The sequence below is a fragment of the Herbaspirillum sp. 3R11 genome, from assembly GCF_004563925.1.
In the GTDB taxonomy this organism is placed as follows: Bacteria; Pseudomonadota; Gammaproteobacteria; order Burkholderiales; family Burkholderiaceae_D; genus Herbaspirillum.
In genome coordinates this window covers 839,836-857,834 of record NZ_SPNJ01000001.1, presented here as the reverse complement: position 1 = coordinate 857,834, position 17,999 = coordinate 839,836, and the positions used below count along the sequence as shown (strand labels likewise).

Sequence of the window (17,999 nt, the reverse complement as noted above, 5' to 3'; positions counted from 1 at the left end):
AAACTTCACAAACTGCTTTAAGTTTTGCGCATTATTACACTCTGCGCAAAAGACTATTTCGGAATCTGATTCGATTGGTCTGCAGGATTCGCCGGAGCTGCTGCGGGAGCACCCGACGCAGCCGGCGTTCCTGGAATTGCGGCTGCCGGAGCAGGCAGATTATCCATGACGCCGCCGGATTGCGAAACATGATGATTGCCGACGAATGCCAGCGCGAGAGTAGCCGCAAAAAAGACTGCGGCAGCGATGCCGGTCGACTTCGACAAGAAGTTGGAAGAACCCGTGGCACCGAACAAGCTGCCCGACGCGCCCGAACCGAACGCAGCCCCCATATCCGCCCCTTTGCCGTGCTGCAGCAGAACCAGACCGATGATAGTCAGCGCCGCGAGCACCTGAACCACAACAATAACAGTAAATAAAGTATTCATATAGCCATCTTAAATTAAAACAACAAACAATCAGTTGCCCTGGGCAGCCTGGACAATCGCCAGGAAATCCGCCGCTTTCAGAGCCGCGCCACCAATCAGACCACCATCGATATCCGACATGGCCAGCAGTTCTTTGGCGTTATCGGGTTTCATGCTACCACCATAGAGGATTTGCACCCTGACGGCGGCGTCAGCATTCTTTGCAGCCAGGCGCGCGCGCAACATCGCGTGCACATCCTGCGCCATGGCGGGCGTGGCCGTCTTGCCTGTGCCGATGGCCCAGACCGGTTCGTACGCCACCACAATCTTTTGCACGTCGGCAGCATCCAGCGCCGCCAGCACGACATCGAGCTGACCGCCGACAACGGCGTTGGTGCGCCCTGCTTCGCGTTCGGCCAATGTTTCGCCGACACAGACGACAGGCGTCAACCCGGCCTTCAGCGCCGCCGCCGTCTTGGCAGCAACTGCCGCGTCATTTTCGCCGTGATAGGCGCGACGCTCGGAATGGCCGACGATGGCGTATTTACAGCCGAATTCGGCCAGCATGACCGCCGACACTTCGCCCGTGTAGGCGCCGCTTGCGTGTGCGGAAACGTCCTGCGAACCCAAAGCCAATCCGGAGCCGGCAACGGCGGCCTGCACTTGCGCCAGATAAGGCGCCGGCACGCACACGGCGACGTCGGCATTGGCGCCGACGGCAGCCAGACCGGCTTTGATATCGGCGACCAGAGCGGCGTTGGCGGCAAGGCCGCCATTCATTTTCCAGTTTCCGGCAACTAATTTACGGCGCATAAAAGGGAGAGCCAAAGGACGAATTAAAGGGGAGAATTCTGAATAACCCCGCATTCTATCGCGACGCGGCAAACCCGGTCAAACCAAACGCCCGGGTATCTGGCCCTGACGCCCTTTTATTCAATCCAGCGTCAGCATGATCTTGCCGACATGCGCACTCGATTCCATCAGTGCATGCGCCTGTGCCGCCTGCGCCAGCGGGAATGTCTTGTAAATCACCGGCTTGACCTTGCCGCTGGCCAGCAGCGGCCAGACACGCTCCTGTAACTGCTGCGCGATGAAAGCCTTGAACTCCACCGGACGTGGACGCAAAGTCGATCCCGTCACAGTCAGGCGGCGGCGCAGGATCTGACTCATGTCCAGTTGGCCCTTGGCGCCGCCGAGCAAGGCGATGATGACCAGCCGGCCGTCGTCGGCCAGGGTCTTGATTTCGCGCGGCAGATAGTCGCCGCCGACCATGTCGAGAATGACGTCGATGCCGCGGCCTTCGGTGGCGGTCTTGACGACTTCTTCGAAATCTTCAGTACGGTAATTGATCGCCAGCTCTGCGCCCAGTTCTTCGCAGGCGCGGCATTTGTCGTCCGAACCGGCCGTCGCGAAGACGCGATGCCCCAGCGCTGCCGCAATCTGGATCGCGGTCACGCCGATGCCGGAAGAACCGCCCTGCACCAGCAGGGTTTCGCCCGGTGCCAGTCGTGCCCGTTCGAACACGTTGCTCCAGACGGTAAAGAAATTTTCGGGCAGCGCCGCCGCTTGCAGCGCGTTCAGGCCTTGCGGCACCGGCAGGCATTGCGCCAGCGGCGCAGCGCAGTATTCGGCGTAACCGCCGCCCTGCACCAGCGCGCACACCAGATCGCCTTTTTTGAAGACGCTGCCGCTCAGGTCGCCGTCGACGATTTCGCCGGCCACTTCCAACCCCGGCAGATCCGAGGCGCCCGGCGGCACCGGATAGTTGCCCTGACGCTGAAACACGTCCGGACGATTGACGCCGGCGGCATGAACCTTGATCAGGATTTCGCCGCTTTTCAGCTGCGGCAGCGGACGCTCGCACAATTGCAGCACGTCAGGGCCGCCGAATTCCGTAATTTCAATTGCTCGCATGATTTTTCCTCTGCGCCTCCAGCGGGAGGCGCCGTCGATGGCCGACGGTTGCTTACAACGATGCGGCCGCGCGTGCGGCGGTATCGTACAAACCGGAGGCGCTGCGCAACAATTGCGCGGCCTCGCCGATGGCCTGGTTCTGGATGCCGCTGTCGACCTGCACCTCAATCAGGCAGCGCTCGCGCACTTCCTTGTAGCGCATGCACAGTTGCTGGCCTTCGTCGGTGGTGGAGAACAGCAATTCCTTGCCGGCCTTCTCGCTCTTCACGTAACCGGCCTTGACCAGTTTCTTGAGCGCGTATGTCACAACGTGCGTATCCTCAATGTTCAGGACAAAGCAAATGTCCGCGAGTTTCTTTTTGCGTTCGCGGTGGTTCACGTGATGCAACAAAGAGACTTCGATTGCCGTCATATCCTTGGCGCCTGCGGCCATCATGCAACGCATCATCCAGCGATTGAATGCATTGCCTGCCATGATCAGGGCGTATTCCAGCTCCGACAGCTCGGCGCTGCGCTCGGAAACGAGATGATTGGAGGAGACGATTTTGGTCGGAGATTTTTGTGTCACGGCCTGTTCCGGCGTGTTTTGCAGGGATTTGTCGCTCATATGCTTTTTCTGTCGTGAAAATGTTCGTACAACTACGACACTATATAGCAATCTTAAATAAATAATTTATCTATATATTGTCCATACCTTGTTCGAAATGTATGATCCTTCGGGATTAACGGGCGCAAGCCCTTCAGCCAGATCCGGATGACAATGATTCAACCCCAACTTCACTTTCTCGGCGACGGCGCACTGCTGTGCAATCTGCCGCCGCCGGCCACCCTGTCGCATCAGCAACGCATCTGGGGTCTGGCCGACACGGCAGCGGCATGGCCCGAAGTCGCCGAGGTCGTCCCCGGCATGAACAACCTGACCCTGATCCTGCGCCGCCCTGTTGCCGACATGGACGTCGTGTCGAAGCGCATCCTCGACAGCTGGAAACACATTGATGTCGGGCAGCTTAGCGGGCGCGACATCGACATCCCGGTCGTGTACGGCGGCGTCGGCGGCCCCGACCTCGATGTTATTGCGCGCCATACCGGCCTCTCGACGGCGGAAGTCATCCGCCGTCACAGCGAGGGCGAATACGTCGTCTACTTCATCGGCTTCATGCCGGGCTTCGCCTACATGGGCGGTCTCGATCCGCAACTCGCGACGCCGCGCCAGGATGAACCGCGCCTGTCGATCCCTGCAGGCTCGGTCGGCATCGGCGGCGAACAGACCGGCATCTACCCACTGGCATCGCCGGGCGGCTGGCAACTGCTCGGCCGCACCGCGCTGCCGCTGTTCGATCCGACGCAAAATCCGCCAACCCTGTTGCGTCCGGGCGACCGCGTCCGCTTTACCGTGGAGCGCATCGTCAAATGATCCAAATCCTTCAACCCGGCCTGCTGACTTCGGTGCAAGACCTCGGCCGTCCCGGCCATCGCCGGCTCGGCATCAATCCAGGCGGTGCGCTCAATCCGCTGGCCCTCAGCACCGCCAACCTGCTGGTCGGCAATGACGTCAATGCAGCAGGCCTTGAAATCACCATGGGCGCCTGCGAATTGCGCTTCACCACCGACACGCGCATCGCGCTCGGCGGCGACGATTTCGACGCACGGCTCGACGACAAACCGCTGGCGCCCTACTGGAGCACGCCGGTGCGCGCAGGACAGACGCTGCGCCTTGCCCACGTCGGCCGTAGCGGTGCGCCAGGCATGCGCACCTGTCTCGCCATCGCAGGCGGAATTGACGTGCCCGTCATCCTGGGATCACGCAGCACCGACCTCAAGGCCGGCTTCGGCGGCCATCAAGGCCGCGCCCTGCGCAAGGGCGACCGTCTGCCGCTGGGCGACGCCGGCGCCAAGGCAACCGGACCGGCCTTTGGCGTGCGTTCGCCGCAATGGAGCGGCCTCAGCGCACAGGCCAACGACAGCAGCAAACTGACCACGCTGCGTGTGCTGCCCGGCCCCGAATTCGAACAATTCACTGTCGCCGCCCGCAACACGCTGTGGCAGGACAAGTGGCGCATCACGCCCAACAGCAATCGCATGGGTTACCGCCTGGAAGGATCTGAACTCAAACGCAAGCAAAGCCGCGACCTGCTGTCGCACGGCGTGGTGCCGGGCGTCATCCAGGTGCCGCCTTCCGGCCAGCCGATCATCCTGATGGGCGATGCACAGACCACCGGCGGTTATCCCAAGATCGGCGTCGTCATCGCAGCGGACATGTGGAAGCTGGCGCAGGCGCCGCTCAACGGCTTGCTGCAACTGCAACTCTGCGATCTGGAACAAGCCTTGCATGCATGGGAAGAACAGCAGCGCTATCTCGCCCATGTCGAACAAACCGTCGCTGTGCTCGACTGGTCGCGCGCCACGCAATACCGGAAATAAGGACAGCTCATGCACATCGATCTCAACGCCGACCTCGGCGAAGGCTGCGACAACGACGAACTGCTGCTGACGCTGGTCAGCTCAGCCAACATCGCCTGCGGCTGGCATGCCGGCGACGCCAACACCATGCGCCAGAGCGTACGCTGGGCGATTCAGAACCACGTCGCCATCGGTGCTCATCCGAGCTTTCCCGACCGCGAAAATTTCGGACGCAGCGCCATGAACTTGCATCCCGAAGAAATCATCAGCGGCATGCTGTACCAATTGGGTGCACTCGACGCCATCGTGCGCGCCGAAGGGGGCCGTATGGTGCACGTCAAGCCGCATGGCGCGCTTTACAACCAGGCCGCCAAAGACGCTGTACTGGCGCATGCCATCTGCTCCGCGATACGCACCTTCAATCCGGAACTGGCGCTGTTCGGCTTGGCCGGCAGCGAACTGATCAGCGCGGCCAAGCAGGCCGATCTCATCGCCGTTGAAGAAGTCTTCGCCGATCGCGCCTATAACGCCGATGGCAGCCTGGTCAGCCGCACGCTCCCCGGCGCCATGATCGAGGATGAAGCGCAAGCCATCGCGCAGACGATTTCATTCGTCAAGGACAAACAGGTCACCGCCATTGACGGCAGCATCGTCAAGGTCAACGCGCAGACCGTCTGCCTGCATGGCGACGGCGCGCATGCACTGGAATTTGCACGCCAGATCCGCACACGCCTGAGCAGTGAACACATCGGAATTCGTGCGCCGTCCTGAGTTTATTTTGCCGTCCGTTCTTTTTGTTTTTCGTCGTCAGCAGTCAATTCACAATAACCATTCTTATTTGGGAGATAGTCCATGGATAGCTCGATTTTGCTACCGTTGATCGGGATTCCGATCGTCGTTGCAGGCTTTGCATTCCGCTTCAATCCGCTGTTGGTCGTTACCGTCGCAGGCCTTGCCACCGGCCTCGCCGTCGGCATGGATTTCGGCATGCTGCTGGAAACCTTCGGCGAGAAGTTCATCAACAGCCGCTCGCTGGCCGTGTATGTACTGATCCTGCCGATCATCGGTCTGCTGGAAAGCTATGGTCTCAAGGAACGCGCGCAAGACTGGATTTCCAGCATGGCCAGCGCGACGTCCGCACGCATCCTGATGCTGTACTTCATCCTGCGCCAGGTGTTCGGCGCGCTCGGCCTGACCTATATCGGCGGCCAGGCGCAAACCGTGCGGCCCTTGCTCGCCCCCATGGTCGAAGGCGCTGCGACAGCGCGCTACGGCGACCTGCCGCAGCACATCCGCGACAAACTGCGCGCGCACTCCGCTGCCTGTGACAACATCGCCGTGTTCTTCGGCGAAGACATTTTCCTCGCCTTCGGTGCGGTGCTGCTGATCGACGCCTTCCTCAAGGAAAACGGCATCACCAACATCGAGCCACTGCATCTCGGCTTGTGGGCCATTCCGACCGCGATCGCGGCGCTGGCCATTCACATGTTCCGTCTGGTGCGTCTCGATGCCGGGATTCAGCGCGACGTCAACGCCTGGAAAAAATCCGAAGGAAAAGAGGTGGCAGCATGAATACCCTTATCACCATCAACGAAATCTACTACCTCATCGGCGTCATCGTCATGCTGCTGGTCGGCATGACATTGCGCGACAAAGGCAACCCGAAACGTCTGACCACCGCGCTGTTCTGGTTCTTGTTCGGCGCGGTATTCCTGTTCAGCGACTTGCTGGTTTCTTCACTGGGCAAACCGATGGCTTACCGCATCATCGGCGTCGTGGTCATCCTGATTTCTCTGATTGCCGGTTTCGGCCTGCTGTCGCTCGGCACTTACAAGCAGCGCAGCGCCGAGCAACGTCAGGCGTCGGCCAATCAGTACGGCAACTGGATCTTTGTTCCGGCCATCCTGATTCCTGTCGTGACCGTGTTGTGCACCATCCTGCTCAAGGGCGTGGCCATCGGCGGCGTGTATATCCTCGACCAGAAGCAACTGACCCTGGCGGCATTGTGCGTCGGCTGTATCTGCGCCATCCTGGCGGGCTGGAAACTGACCGGCGGCACCCCGCTGCATGCCGTGCGTGAATCGCGCCGGCTGCTCGACGCCATCGGCTGGGCTGCGGTGTTGCCGCAAATGCTGGCAATGCTCGGCGGCGTCTTCGTCGCAGCGCAAACCGGCAAATCGGTGCAGCAGGTTGTCGGCCTGTTCGTCAATCCTGAAAATCGCTTCATGCTGATCGTGATCTACTGCGTCGGCATGGCGCTCTTCACCATGATCATGGGCAATGCCTTCGCAGCCTTCCCCGTCATGACCGCCGGCATCGCCCTGCCCTTCATCATCGTCGGACAACATGCCGATCCGGCGCCGCTGGTGACCATCGGCATGCTGGCCGGTTATTGCGGCACGCTGATGACGCCGATGGCAGCAAACTACAACATCGTGCCGGCGGCGCTATTGGAGCTAAAGGACAAGTACCAGGTCATCAAGGTGCAAATTCCTACCGGCATCGCGCTGTTGGCAGCCAATATCCTGCTGATGTACTTCATCGTGTTCCGTTAATTGTTTCACTAATACGTGCTTGCGGCCGTTGCTTTTGCACCGGCCGCAAGCACGCTGTAGCACCGCTGAAACAACGCTGATCTGAAAATCGGAAAACTCTCATGCAACTCACTATCGAACTGGCTGCCGCATACACCGAGATGCCGCTGACCTACCTCCGCCAGGAATATCCCAATCACATCATGCACGTGCTGCACAGCGCCGACGACGTCTTGTCGCCGCGCGCCTTGCATCCGGTGTTCTATGGCTGCTACGACTGGCACTCGGCCGTCCATGGCTATTGGCTGCTGTTGCGCTGCGCGAAGCTGTATCCGACGCTGCCGACGCAGGACAAGATCAATGCGATCTTCGACGAGCACTTCACGCCGGAACTGATGGCGCGGGAAACCGCCTACTTCCAGGTCGGCGGCCGTGCCTCCTTCGAGCGTCCTTACGGCTTCGGCTGGATCCTCGGTCTGGCGCAGGAACTTGCCGCATCGTCGCATCCACGCGCAGCCGCCTGGCACGCGGCGATGCAACCCCTGACACTGGAAATCCGCAAGCGCCTGCTGGAATACCTGGGCAAGCTGACTTACCCGATTCGCGTCGGCACGCACTACAACACGGCGTTTGCGCTGGCATTGGCGCTTGACTACGCCCGCGCAGCAAACGATGGCGAGCTTGAGACTGCCATCGTTCAGGCGTCGCAGGGCTACTACGGCAAGGACGTCAACTATCCGGCGCATTACGAACCCGGCGGCGACGAATACATCTCCGCGGCGTTGACGGAAGCACTGTTGATGAGCAAGGTGTTGGACGCGACGGCATTCCCTGCATGGTTCGATACATTCCTGCCGCAGATCGACAAGATCGAACGATTGATGCAGCCGGCGCAAGTCAGCGATCGTACCGACCCGAAGATCGCCCACCTCGACGGCCTCAACCTGAGCCGCGCCTGGTGCATGAAACACATTGCGCGTCACCTGCCGGTCGGCCATCCGGCCCAAGCGGCATTGACGGGCGCGATCGAGCGTCACCTGAAAGCCAGCGTCGACCACGTCGTCGGCAGCCACTACAGCGGCGGCCACTGGCTTGCCAGCTTTGCGCTGCTGGCGTTGGAAAACTGACGCTGCGGAACGAACTGCAAACGAAAAAAAGGCCGGCATATTGATGCCGGCCTTTTTATTTGGCAAATCGATTACTGCGTCGGCGCTTCATCATGCTTGTCATGCGGCTTGGCCGGCGGCGTGTTGATCGCACTGGAAATCACGCGTGCGCTGCGCTTGAAGGTCAGGTAAGCCCACGCCCAATCCGTCATTACCATCAGGCGATTGCGGAAGCCGATCAGGAAATAGACGTGGATGAACAACCAGAACAGCCACGCCGGATAGCCTGAAAACTTCAGCTTGCCGACCATCGCCACGGCGGCCTTGCGACCAATCGTTGCCAGCGATCCATAGTCCTGGTAGACGAAGTTTTCCGGCGCCTTGCCTGCCATGTGGGCTAGTACATTACGCGCAGCGACGCGGCCCATCTGCTTGGCCGCCGGCGATACGCCCGGCACCGGCTTGCCGTCGGAGGTCGCAGCGGCAAGATCGCCGATGACAAAGACTTCCGGATGGCCGGGAATCGACAGCTCGCCGCCCACCGGCACCCTGCCCGCACGATCGAGCGGCACGTTAAGCGCCTTGCCCAGCGGCGACGCCGCCACGCCGGCCGACCAGATCACGGTGCGTGACGCCAGCCGTTGCTCGCCATCCTTGTCGGTGTAGCGCACGCATTCTTCATCAATGTCGGTAACGCGGCTGCCGGTGCGCACGTCGACGCCCAGCTTGGCCAGCTGCGTGCGCGCCTTTTCCGACAGATCGGGTGGAAAGGCCGCCAGCACGCGGTCGGAGCCTTCCAGCAACACCACCTTGGCATGGTGCGGATCGATGCGGCGGAATTCTCCGCTGAGGGTATGGCGTGCGATCTCGATCAGCGTGCCGGCCATTTCGACGCCGGTGGCGCCGGCGCCGATCACGGTGAAGGTAAGCCATTCGGCGCGGCGCACGGGATCGTCTTCACGTTCGGCATATTCGAACGCCATCAGGATGCGGCGACGGATGTCGAAGGCGTCTTCCAGCGTTTTCAGTCCGGGGGCCAAGGATGCCCATTCGTCGTGACCGAAATAGCTATGGGTGGAGCCTGCGGCAACGATCAGGTAGTCGTAGGCGATTTCGCTGCCGTCTTCCAGCGCGACCGTCTTGCGCGTCACATCGATGTCGGCGACCGCCGCCATCAGGCTGGTGATATTGCGCTGCTCCGCGAGGATGCTGCGAATCGGCGCGCTGATGGCGGGCGCCGACAATCCCGCGGTGGCGACCTGGTACAGCAGCGGCTGGAACAGGTGATGATTGCTGCGGTCGATGATGGTGATGTCGACCTTGGCGTCGGCCAGTGCGCGTGCTGCGGCGAGGCCGCCGAAACCGCAACCGACGATGATCACGTGAGGCATGGAACTCCTTTCAGATTCGAATGAAATGATGCTCCCCAATTGTCCTGAATAGTTTGCGCCTGCATTGTCTCAAACGGCTACCCCGAGGGTAATGCCAGTTGCCGGCATGGGCAAGGTGTACAGACGCGAATCGGCGCGCGTCCGACAGCCGCATGCGGCGCTTTCCGACAAACAAACCAAAGTAAGCCAAAGCAAGCCAAAAACAAAAATCCCCCAGGACTTTCGCCCTGAGGGATTCGATACTACCTGACTGCAGCTTGCGAATGCGGCAACGCCTGCATTCGCAAGACAGATGCGCCGATTCCGATTATTGCGCTTCTGGCGAAGCAGGCGCTTCCGTGCCTTCTTGCGCTGCCTTCATCGACAGTTTCAGACGGCCGCGGTCGTCGGTTTCCAGAACCTTGACGCGGACTTGCTGGCCTTCCTTCAGATAATCGGCAACGGCGTTGACACGTTCGTTGGCGATTTGGCTGATGTGCAGCAAGCCGTCTTTGCCTGGCAAGACCTGAACGATCGCGCCGAAGTCCAGCAGCTTCAGGACGGTGCCTTCGTAGACCTTGCCGACTTCAACGGAAGCGGTCAGTTCTTCGATACGACGCTTGGCTTCCTGGCCTGCACCAGCGTCAACGGAAGCGATGGTGACCACGCCTTCGTCGCTGATGTCGATCTGGGTGCCGGTTTCTTCGGTCAGCGCGCGAATGACTGCGCCGCCCTTGCCGATCACGTCACGGATTTTTTCCGGATTGATCTTGATGGTGATCAGGCGTGGAGCGAAGTCGGACAGTTCGCCGGCGCCGGCAGGAACGGCTTCCTGCATCTTGCCGAGGATGTGCACGCGGCCTTCCTTGGCTTGTTCCAGCGCGACCTGCATGATTTCCTTGGTGATGCCCTGGATTTTGATGTCCATTTGCAGTGCGGTGATGCCATTGGCAGTACCCGCCACCTTGAAGTCCATGTCGCCGAGGTGATCTTCGTCGCCCAGGATGTCGGTCAGGACGGCGAACTTGCTGCCTTCCTTGATCAGGCCCATGGCGATACCAGCCACGTGTGCTTGCATCGGCACACCGGCGTCCATCAATGCCAGGCAGCCGCCGCAGACCGAAGCCATCGACGAGGAACCGTTGGATTCAGTGATTTCCGACACCAGACGCACCGAGTAGCTGAACTCGTCAGCTGCCGGCAAGGCGGCGATCAGCGCGCGCTTGGCCAGACGACCATGACCGATTTCGCGGCGCTTTGGCGTACCAACGCGGCCGGTTTCGCCGGTAGCGAACGGAGGCATGTTGTAGTGGAGCATGAAGCGGTCGGTGTACTCGCCCATCAGCGCGTCGATCTTTTGTTCGTCGCGTGCAGTGCCCAGGGTCGCGATGACCAGCGCCTGAGTTTCACCGCGGGTGAACAATGCCGAACCGTGGGTGCGTGGCAGCACGCCGGTGCGGATGCTGATCGGACGCACGGTACGGGTGTCGCGGCCGTCAATGCGTGGCTCGCCGTCGAGGATCTGCGAACGAACGATCTTGGCTTCCAGATCGAACAGGATGCCGCCGACTTCTGCGGAATCAGCTGCCGATGTGCCGGCCGCTGCAGCATCTGCCGCCAGCGCTGCGTTGACTTCGGAAGTGACCGTCTTCAGCTTTTCGGTACGGGCTTGCTTGTCCTTGGTTTGATACGCAGCGCGCAGCTTGCCGTCAGCCAGTTCGGTGACGCGTGCGATCAGCGGTTCATTCTTGGCAGGCGCAGTCCATTGCACTTCAGGCTTGCCGCCGTCGCGCACCAGTTCGTGGATCGCGTTGATGACAGCCTTCGATTGATCGTGACCGAACACGACCGCGCCCAGCATGATTTCTTCGGACAATTGCTTGGCTTCGGATTCGACCATCAGCACGGCGCTTTCGGTGCCGGCGACAACCAGATCCAGTTGCGAAGTCTTCAGTTGCGTTGCGGTTGGGTTCAGGACGTACTGACCGTCGATGTAACCGACGCGTGCGGCGCCGACCGGGCCGTTGAATGGAAGGCCGGCGATCGACAAGGCTGCCGACGCACCGATCATTGCTGCGATGTCCGGATCGATTTCAGGATTCACGGACAGAACGTGAATGATGATCTGCACTTCGTTCAGGTAGCCTTCAGGGAACAGCGGACGAATCGGGCGATCGATCAGGCGCGATGTCAGTGTTTCCTTTTCGGAAGGCTTGCCTTCACGTTTGAAGAAGCCGCCGGGGATGCGACCCGCAGCGTAAGTCTTCTCGATGTAATCGACGGTTAATGGGAAAAAGTCCTGACCTGGCTTGGCATCCTTGCGGGCCACAACCGTTGCCAGCACAACAGTGTCTTCAATCGAAACGACGACTGCACCGGAAGCCTGGCGAGCGATTTCGCCGGTTTCCAGAGTGACCTGATGTTGTCCATACTGGAAGGTTTTAGTAACTTTATTGAACACGGTATTTCCTTTCTATATTGAACCCCCGCGTTGCCTTGCTTGGCAGGGATTCTTTTTTGCCGACAGATTTTCAGGCGCTGTCGTTCACCTCACCACGGATGCTTGTCACCGGCCAAAACAGCGCCGCTGCAAGACATCTTACGAATCACGATCATTGGATGGGATCGCGGTACTGCAAAGAAGTTTTGCGAACCGGGAAAACATCGACAACCACACGAAGCGGAATCGCAAAAAACAAAATGCCCGCGTCAGAAACTGACGCAGGCATTTTGGCTATGAACCCTGAACCTGAATGGTACGAGGGAACAAAATTACTTACGCAGACCGAGTTTTTCGATCAGTGCGCGGTAACGGTCGGCGTCCTTGCCCTTGAGGTAGGACAACAGGCTCTTGCGACGGTTAACCATCTTGATCAGACCACGACGGGAGTGGTGATCCTTGCTGTGTTCTTTGAAGTGACCGTTCAGGTCGTTGATGCGTGCTGTCAGCAGCGCAACTTGAACTTCCGGGGAGCCGGTGTCGTTTTGACCACGGGCGTTATCAGTAATAATGGCAGCCTTGGCTGTTTTTTCGATCGACATGCTATACCTTTCACAAGCGGTGTGCGGAGTAGTTACCCTGCATACCGTGAACAAAAATAAAAACTGGCCGAAATGACCAGAGGCGCAAGTATATAGCAAAAGACCAGCAGATTCAAATACTTACCCGAAAAGCGTAGAATCACAGGCCTCTCGGGATATTTTCCTTACCAACACCTCTCCAACTGTCCATGAAACGCCTCCTTCTTCCTGTTTTAGCAGCTGCAGCCTTCTCCCTGAGCGGCTGCGCCAGCCTGTTCGCCCCGCCGCCGGCCGCCGGTGACTCCGAAGAACAGGTCGTCACGCGCCTCGGCCATCCGACAGCCGTCTATCCCGACGGCAACACACGCCTGCTCGAATATGCGCCAGGTCCTTTCGGCCAATACTCTTATATGGCCCGCATCGGTCCGGACGGACGCCTGATTTCCTACGAGCAAGTGTGGACCGTCCAAAAATTCCAGTCAATCAAAGTCGACCAGGCCACCAAGAACGATGTACTGCATATCGTCGGCCGGCCGACCGAAGTGATGCGCTATGCGCGCATCCCTTACGAGGCGTGGAATTACGGCTTCAAGGAAAGCGGAGTCTGGAATTCACAGATGACGGTCTATTTCGATGACAACGGCATCGTCCGCAAAGTCGAAAACGGTCCTGATCCGCGCTATGACGACAGCCGCATGCGCTTCTGATCCGTACTGAACAAATGAAAAAGCCGCTTCGAAAAGCGGCTTTTTTACACATCCGACAACTACCCTGCAACTCAGACCACAACTCAGACCACAGTCGACAGCGCCAGCGTGAACAACAGGGCCAGCACCGAAATCAGCGTTTCGCAGACGGTCCAGGTCTTGAAGGTTTGCGGCACGGTCATGTTGAAGTACTCCTTGACCAGCCAGAAACCGCCGTCGTTGACGTGCGACAGGATCAGCGAACCGGCGCCGGTGGCCAGCACCATCAGCTCCGGACGCGCACCGCCGCCCGCCATCACGATCGGCGCCACGATGCCGCAAGCGGTGGTCATCGCGACAGTAGCCGAACCGGTCGCCACACGAATCAGCGCCGCCACGAACCAGCCCAGCAGCAACGGCGACAAATGCGCATCGGTCGCGATACCGACGATGGCCTTGGACACGCCGCCATCCATCAGGATACGACCGAAACCGGCGCCCGCGCCCACCACCAATGTGATGCTGGCGATCGGGCCCAGGCATTCATTGGTGAATTTGAGGATGGCTTCGCGATTGAAACCACGCATTTTACCGAAGGTGTAGAAGCTCACCAGCGTAGCGATCAGCAACGCGATCACCGAATTGCCGATCAGACGCAGGAAGTCGTTGGCGAAGGTCTTCGGTGTGAAGAACACGTCCGCCCAGCTGCCGATCAGCATCAGCGCCACCGGCAACAGGATGGTGAACAGCGTGATGCCGAAGCCCGGCAGTTCGCGCTTGGTTCCGCCATTTGCGCCTTGATCAACAAACTGGCCGATCAGTGGATTGTCCGGATTGGGGATCACCACTTTGGACATCAGCTTGCCGAAGATCGGACCGGCAATGATGGCAGTCGGAATACCGACGATCAGCGCGAACAGGATGGTGCGACCGATGTCCGCGTTATAGGCGGTCACCGCCAGCAGCGCAGCAGGATGCGGAGGAATCAGGCCGTGCACCACCGACAAACCCGCCACCATCGGAATACCGACCAGCACCATCGATGTGCCGGTGCGTTTGGCGACGTTGAAGGCGATCGGGATCAACAGCACGAAACCGACTTCGAAGAATACCGGCAGGCCGACGATGAAGGCCACCGTCATCATTGCCCAGTGCACGTTCTTTTCACCGAAGGCATCGATCATCGTCGTCGCGATGCGTTCAGCGCCGCCCGACTCCGCCATCATCTTGCCCAGCATGGTGCCGAGACCGACCACCAGCGCAATATGGCCGAGCGTATTGCCCACGCCGGTTTCAAATGACTTGACGATCGCGCCCATCGGCATGCCGACGGCCAGACCCAATATCAACGAAACCACGATCAGCACGATGAACGGATTCATCTTGAATTTCGCGATTAACACGATCAATGCGATCACCGCCACCAGAGCATAGATCAACAGCATGCTTCCTTGTACTGCTTCCATTTCCTTCTCCTCACCCCAATTCGGGTTTCACTCAACCCCGGGTTTTCATTGAACCCCGGGCTTCATTCAACTCAGCGCTTGAACGCCACGCAATCCACTTCCACCTTGCAGTCGACGACCATCGCCGACTGCACGCAGGCGCGCGCCGGCGGGTTGGCGCCGAAGTATTCCTTGAACACTTTATTGAAGGACTGGAAGTCGCGCGTGTCGTCGAGCCAGACGCCGCAACGCACCACGTGCTCCGGGCCGTAGCCGGCTTCCTTGAGGATGGCCAGCACGTTCTTGATGGCCTGGTGCGACTGCGCCACGATGCCGCCGTCGATCACTTCGCCATCGACCATCGCCACCTGGCCGGAAACGTACAACCAGCCGTCCGCTTCCACTGCGCGGGCGAAGGGAAGATGCTGTCCGCCGGTACCTTTGCCGCCGTCGACGCCATATCGTTTGATGCTCATCCTGTTTCTCCTTCAAGAAATTAAATCGGGACACTGCTCGACCATCGACGCATCCCGCTATTGCAATTGTTTGTCGTGAATTAGTTGTGAACTACACTGCCGCGGTCTCTTCCGCCTGAATCCGTTGACGCGCAAGGAAACGACCGGCACGTTCGCCGGTGGCCTTCTTGTCCTCGCCGCGATAGGACAGCACGCCGTTGACCCAGACGGCGTCAATGCCGTGCGCCGGCTGCATCGGATCGGTGAAGGTGGCGGCATCGCGAATGGTGTCGGCATCGAACAGCACCAGATCGGCCCAGTAACCTTCCTTGACCAGACCCCGTTCGTGCAGGCCGAAACGCTGCGCCGACAAGCCGGTCATCTTGCGCACCGCCGCCGCCAGCGAGAACAATTTCTGCTCGCGGCTGTAATAACCGAGCACGCGCGGGAAAGCGCCCCACAGCCGCGGATGCGGCAGCGGATCATTGGGCAAACCGTCGGAACCGATCACGGTCGCGGGATGGCTCAGGATGCGATTGACGTCATCGTCGGCCATGCAGTGGTAGACGGCGCCGGCCGGCATCAGGCGGCGCGCCGCTTCCGTCAGGTCGACCTGCCAGGCGGCGGCGATGTCGGACAGCAGCTTGCCGCCCTGCTCCGGATGCGGTTCGGACCAGGTGACCTGGATGGGATAGGTGTCGGTGACTTGTTTCAGATCCAGCGTCGAGGAGCTGGCGGTATAGGGATAGCAATCGCAACCGACGTGCTGATGTTTCTCGGCCTGCTCCAGCGCCGCCAGCACTTCGCTGCTGCGGCCCCAGTTTTCGACGCCGGCGCATTTGAGATGCGAGATCACCACCGGCACGCGCGAGTGCTTGCCGATGCGGAAGGCTTCGTCCATAGCGTCAAGGATGTCGGCGAATTCGCTGCGCAGATGGGTCGCGTACATCGCGCCGTACTCCGCCAGCGGTTCGGCCAGCGCCAGCACTTCTTCGGTCGGCGCGTTGATGGCGTTGCCGTAGGCCAGGCCGGTGCTCAGGCCGAGCGCGCCATGCTCCAGCGCTTCAGTCAGCTGGTCGCGCATGCCGACGATTTCAGCATCGCTGGCGGCACGATCGAGCCGGTCCATGTGATTGCTGCGCAAGGCGGTATGACCGACCAGCGCGGCGACATTGACCGAGGGCCTGGCAGCGTCGATGGCGGCGACGTAGCTGGCGAATGTCGGGTAGGAAAATGCCGTCGACTGACCGAGCAGATTCATCGGATCCGGCGGATCGCCCTTGAGCGTGACCGGCGAGGCGCTGATGCCGCAATTGCCCACCACCACGGTGGTGACGCCTTGCGACAGCTTGGGGAACATTTCCGGCATGCGGATCACGTTGGTGTCGTCATGCGTATGCACGTCGATGAAGCCGGGGCTGAGGACTTTGCCTGTGCCATCCATCACCTGTTGCGCCTGCCAGTCGTCAAGCGTGCCGATAGCGGCGATGCGTCCGCCTGCAATGGCGACATCGGCGACAACGGGATCGGCGCCGCTGCCGTCGATCACGAAAACATTGCGGATCAGCGTATCGCAGGTGCGCACGGGATAGGAAGCTCCGGAAGTGTTCGGGGTGGTCATATCAGTCTCCCAGCGGCTGACGGTCGCCGCCGCCGCGATGCATGTCGAGCACATACTTCAGGCGCCGCAGCTGTTCCTGGCTGCGATCCTTCTGCAGCAGGGCCAGTTCCAGCACCAGCATGTCCAGCACCATCATCATGGCGTAGCGCGACGACGATGGTTTGAAAATGAAATCGGTTTCCAGCGCCTTGATCGGCAGCAGCACATCGACCATGCCGGCCAGCGGCGAGCCGAGCGCAGTAATGCCGATCATCTTGACGCCGTATTCCTTGGCGACTTCGCAATTGGTCAGCAACTCCGGCACGTTGCCCGTGGTCGAAAACACCAGCAGCACATCGTTCTTGTCCAGTGTCGCGGCCACCATGCGCTGCAACAAGGCATCATGGTAAGTCGCCACCGGGCGACCCAGTCGCACCAGGCGGTAGCGCGCTTCGTCGGACATCATGGTGGAACCGCCGCCCATGCCGAATGAATAAATCATGCGCGCGTCACGCAGCAATTCAGCTGCACCCGCCAGAGCGTCGGCGTTGATCAGCGCACGATTGACTTCCAGTACCGCGTGAATGTCGTTGTAGACGACGTCGATCAGTTCGGGAGGTTGTCCGGACGGAATGGTTTTGACGCCATCGAAGAAGCGTTGCCCGACCGCCACGGCCTGCGCCAGCATGAACTTGAATTCGCGCACGTCGCGGCAGCCCATGGCCTTGGCAAATCGCGTCACGCTCGCCAGACTGACACCGGCCTTCAACGCAAGTTCGCCGATGCTGGCGCTGGCGGCGAAGGACAAATCGGTCAAGATCGCCTCGGCGACCTTTTGCTCCGCCAGGCGCAACTGGCCGCTGCGCTCGGTAATGCGTGAAACGATGTCGAAAGCTTGTGCCATGGCTGTGGAATGAAGTCTCGAATTGTGAATGAGATCCTGAGCGGAAACGCTGTTAAAAACTTGCCGTCAGGTGCATCATAATTTTTTCGTGTTAGTTTATAACACACTTCCAACATAGTAAATTCAGGACTATGATTACGTCAAATCAAATTTTTGA

18 protein-coding genes are annotated in these 17,999 nt (G+C 59.9%); 7 read left to right on the top strand and 11 right to left on the bottom strand.

Annotated features, from left to right (window positions below; all coding sequences use genetic code 11):
* Positions 1 to 53: 53 nt before the first annotated feature.
* The 4 genes from secG to E4P32_RS04075 form a co-directional block, all read right to left on the bottom strand.
* A complete protein-coding gene (gene secG, locus E4P32_RS04090; RefSeq protein ID WP_116433142.1) occupies positions 54 to 428 on the bottom strand; it encodes a preprotein translocase subunit SecG in 375 nt (124 codons plus the stop codon).
* A 30-nt stretch (positions 429 to 458) separates the two neighbouring features.
* Positions 459 to 1,220 (bottom strand): triose-phosphate isomerase, encoded by a 762-nt coding sequence (gene tpiA, locus E4P32_RS04085; protein ID WP_116433143.1) that lies wholly within the window; start codon positions 1,218 to 1,220, stop codon positions 459 to 461.
* A 120-nt stretch (positions 1,221 to 1,340) separates the two neighbouring features.
* Positions 1,341 to 2,321 (bottom strand): NAD(P)H-quinone oxidoreductase, encoded by a 981-nt coding sequence (locus tag E4P32_RS04080; protein ID WP_116433144.1) that lies wholly within the window; start codon positions 2,319 to 2,321, stop codon positions 1,341 to 1,343.
* 52 nt (positions 2,322 to 2,373) lie between these two features.
* A complete protein-coding gene (locus E4P32_RS04075) occupies positions 2,374 to 2,928 on the bottom strand; it encodes a winged helix DNA-binding protein (RefSeq protein WP_116433145.1) in 555 nt (184 codons plus the stop codon).
* Positions 2,929 to 3,081: 153 nt separating this feature from the next.
* On the opposite strand from E4P32_RS04075, the gene pxpB reads away from it, so the two are divergent.
* The 6 genes from pxpB (at position 3,082) to E4P32_RS04045 (ending at position 8,382) form a co-directional block, all read left to right on the top strand.
* On the top strand, positions 3,082 to 3,735 hold the full coding sequence (gene pxpB, locus E4P32_RS04070) for a 5-oxoprolinase subunit PxpB (protein ID WP_116433146.1): 654 nt from the start codon (positions 3,082 to 3,084) through the stop codon (positions 3,733 to 3,735).
* Positions 3,732 to 4,742, top strand: a complete 1,011-nt coding sequence (locus E4P32_RS04065; RefSeq protein WP_116433147.1) for a biotin-dependent carboxyltransferase family protein — start codon at positions 3,732 to 3,734, stop codon at positions 4,740 to 4,742. The genes pxpB and E4P32_RS04065 overlap by 4 nt, the downstream gene beginning before the upstream one ends.
* A 9-nt stretch (positions 4,743 to 4,751) precedes the next feature.
* Positions 4,752 to 5,492 carry a 5-oxoprolinase subunit PxpA gene (gene pxpA / locus E4P32_RS04060; RefSeq protein ID WP_116433148.1) on the top strand — a complete coding sequence of 247 codons (741 nt, stop codon included), beginning with the start codon at positions 4,752 to 4,754 and terminating at the stop codon, positions 5,490 to 5,492.
* A gap of 81 nt (positions 5,493 to 5,573) precedes the next feature.
* Positions 5,574 to 6,293 (top strand): DUF969 domain-containing protein, encoded by a 720-nt coding sequence (locus E4P32_RS04055; RefSeq protein ID WP_116433149.1) that lies wholly within the window; start codon positions 5,574 to 5,576, stop codon positions 6,291 to 6,293.
* Positions 6,290 to 7,276, top strand: coding sequence for a DUF979 domain-containing protein (locus tag E4P32_RS04050; RefSeq protein ID WP_116433150.1), 987 nt, complete (start codon positions 6,290 to 6,292; stop codon positions 7,274 to 7,276). Before E4P32_RS04055 ends, E4P32_RS04050 begins: the two co-directional genes overlap by 4 nt.
* A 101-nt stretch (positions 7,277 to 7,377) precedes the next feature.
* Positions 7,378 to 8,382: a DUF2891 domain-containing protein gene (locus tag E4P32_RS04045; protein ID WP_116433151.1), complete on the top strand. Its 1,005-nt coding sequence runs from the start codon at positions 7,378 to 7,380 to the stop codon at positions 8,380 to 8,382.
* A gap of 71 nt (positions 8,383 to 8,453) precedes the next feature.
* Here the strand turns inward: E4P32_RS04045 and E4P32_RS04040 are convergent, their stop codons facing one another.
* The 3 genes from E4P32_RS04040 to rpsO form a co-directional block, all read right to left on the bottom strand.
* Positions 8,454 to 9,752 carry an NAD(P)/FAD-dependent oxidoreductase gene (locus E4P32_RS04040; protein WP_116433152.1) on the bottom strand — a complete coding sequence of 433 codons (1,299 nt, stop codon included), beginning with the start codon at positions 9,750 to 9,752 and terminating at the stop codon, positions 8,454 to 8,456.
* Between the two features lie 307 nt (positions 9,753 to 10,059).
* A complete protein-coding gene (gene pnp / locus E4P32_RS04035; RefSeq protein WP_116433153.1) occupies positions 10,060 to 12,192 on the bottom strand; it encodes a polyribonucleotide nucleotidyltransferase in 2,133 nt (710 codons plus the stop codon).
* 311 nt (positions 12,193 to 12,503) lie between these two features.
* On the bottom strand, positions 12,504 to 12,773 hold the full coding sequence (rpsO, locus tag E4P32_RS04030; protein ID WP_016832358.1) for a 30S ribosomal protein S15: 270 nt from the start codon (positions 12,771 to 12,773) through the stop codon (positions 12,504 to 12,506).
* A gap of 188 nt (positions 12,774 to 12,961) precedes the next feature.
* Here rpsO and bamE point away from each other — a divergent pair, with 188 nt between their 5' ends.
* Positions 12,962 to 13,459: an outer membrane protein assembly factor BamE gene (gene bamE / locus E4P32_RS04025; RefSeq protein ID WP_116433154.1), complete on the top strand. Its 498-nt coding sequence runs from the start codon at positions 12,962 to 12,964 to the stop codon at positions 13,457 to 13,459.
* An 83-nt stretch (positions 13,460 to 13,542) separates the two neighbouring features.
* Here bamE and E4P32_RS04020 read toward each other — a convergent pair whose 3' ends face one another.
* From E4P32_RS04020 to E4P32_RS04005, 4 genes are all read right to left on the bottom strand, one after another.
* Positions 13,543 to 14,904: a GntP family permease gene (locus tag E4P32_RS04020; RefSeq protein WP_116433155.1), complete on the bottom strand. Its 1,362-nt coding sequence runs from the start codon at positions 14,902 to 14,904 to the stop codon at positions 13,543 to 13,545.
* Positions 14,905 to 14,975: 71 nt separating this feature from the next.
* A complete protein-coding gene (locus E4P32_RS04015; RefSeq protein WP_116433156.1) occupies positions 14,976 to 15,359 on the bottom strand; it encodes a RidA family protein in 384 nt (127 codons plus the stop codon).
* 91 nt (positions 15,360 to 15,450) lie between these two features.
* Complete coding sequence (locus E4P32_RS04010) at positions 15,451 to 16,959, bottom strand: D-aminoacylase (RefSeq protein ID WP_116433157.1); 1,509 nt, start codon at positions 16,957 to 16,959, stop codon at positions 15,451 to 15,453.
* A 1-nt stretch (position 16,960) separates the two neighbouring features.
* Positions 16,961 to 17,842: a MurR/RpiR family transcriptional regulator gene (locus E4P32_RS04005; RefSeq protein WP_116433158.1), complete on the bottom strand. Its 882-nt coding sequence runs from the start codon at positions 17,840 to 17,842 to the stop codon at positions 16,961 to 16,963.
* Positions 17,843 to 17,999: the final 157 nt, after the last annotated feature.

Excerpts from the sequence above, each read along its gene's own strand:
- secG (WP_116433142.1), bottom strand. The coding sequence starts at position 428 with ATGAATACTTTATTTACTGTTATTGTTGTGGTTCAGGTGCTCGCGGCG.
- tpiA (WP_116433143.1), bottom strand. The coding sequence starts at position 1,220 with ATGCGCCGTAAATTAGTTGCCGGAAACTGGAAAATGAATGGCGGCCTT.
- E4P32_RS04080 (WP_116433144.1), bottom strand. The coding sequence starts at position 2,321 with ATGCGAGCAATTGAAATTACGGAATTCGGCGGCCCTGACGTGCTGCAA.
- E4P32_RS04075 (WP_116433145.1), bottom strand. The coding sequence starts at position 2,928 with ATGAGCGACAAATCCCTGCAAAACACGCCGGAACAGGCCGTGACACAA.
- pxpB (WP_116433146.1), top strand. The coding sequence starts at position 3,082 with ATGATTCAACCCCAACTTCACTTTCTCGGCGACGGCGCACTGCTGTGC.
- E4P32_RS04065 (WP_116433147.1), top strand. The coding sequence starts at position 3,732 with ATGATCCAAATCCTTCAACCCGGCCTGCTGACTTCGGTGCAAGACCTC.
- pxpA (WP_116433148.1), top strand. The coding sequence starts at position 4,752 with ATGCACATCGATCTCAACGCCGACCTCGGCGAAGGCTGCGACAACGAC.
- E4P32_RS04055 (WP_116433149.1), top strand. The coding sequence starts at position 5,574 with ATGGATAGCTCGATTTTGCTACCGTTGATCGGGATTCCGATCGTCGTT.
- E4P32_RS04050 (WP_116433150.1), top strand. The coding sequence starts at position 6,290 with ATGAATACCCTTATCACCATCAACGAAATCTACTACCTCATCGGCGTC.
- E4P32_RS04045 (WP_116433151.1), top strand. The coding sequence starts at position 7,378 with ATGCAACTCACTATCGAACTGGCTGCCGCATACACCGAGATGCCGCTG.
- E4P32_RS04040 (WP_116433152.1), bottom strand. The coding sequence starts at position 9,752 with ATGCCTCACGTGATCATCGTCGGTTGCGGTTTCGGCGGCCTCGCCGCA.
- rpsO (WP_016832358.1), bottom strand. The coding sequence starts at position 12,773 with ATGTCGATCGAAAAAACAGCCAAGGCTGCCATTATTACTGATAACGCC.
- bamE (WP_116433154.1), top strand. The coding sequence starts at position 12,962 with ATGAAACGCCTCCTTCTTCCTGTTTTAGCAGCTGCAGCCTTCTCCCTG.
- E4P32_RS04020 (WP_116433155.1), bottom strand. The coding sequence starts at position 14,904 with ATGGAAGCAGTACAAGGAAGCATGCTGTTGATCTATGCTCTGGTGGCG.
- E4P32_RS04015 (WP_116433156.1), bottom strand. The coding sequence starts at position 15,359 with ATGAGCATCAAACGATATGGCGTCGACGGCGGCAAAGGTACCGGCGGA.
- E4P32_RS04010 (WP_116433157.1), bottom strand. The coding sequence starts at position 16,959 with ATGACCACCCCGAACACTTCCGGAGCTTCCTATCCCGTGCGCACCTGC.
- E4P32_RS04005 (WP_116433158.1), bottom strand. The coding sequence starts at position 17,842 with ATGGCACAAGCTTTCGACATCGTTTCACGCATTACCGAGCGCAGCGGC.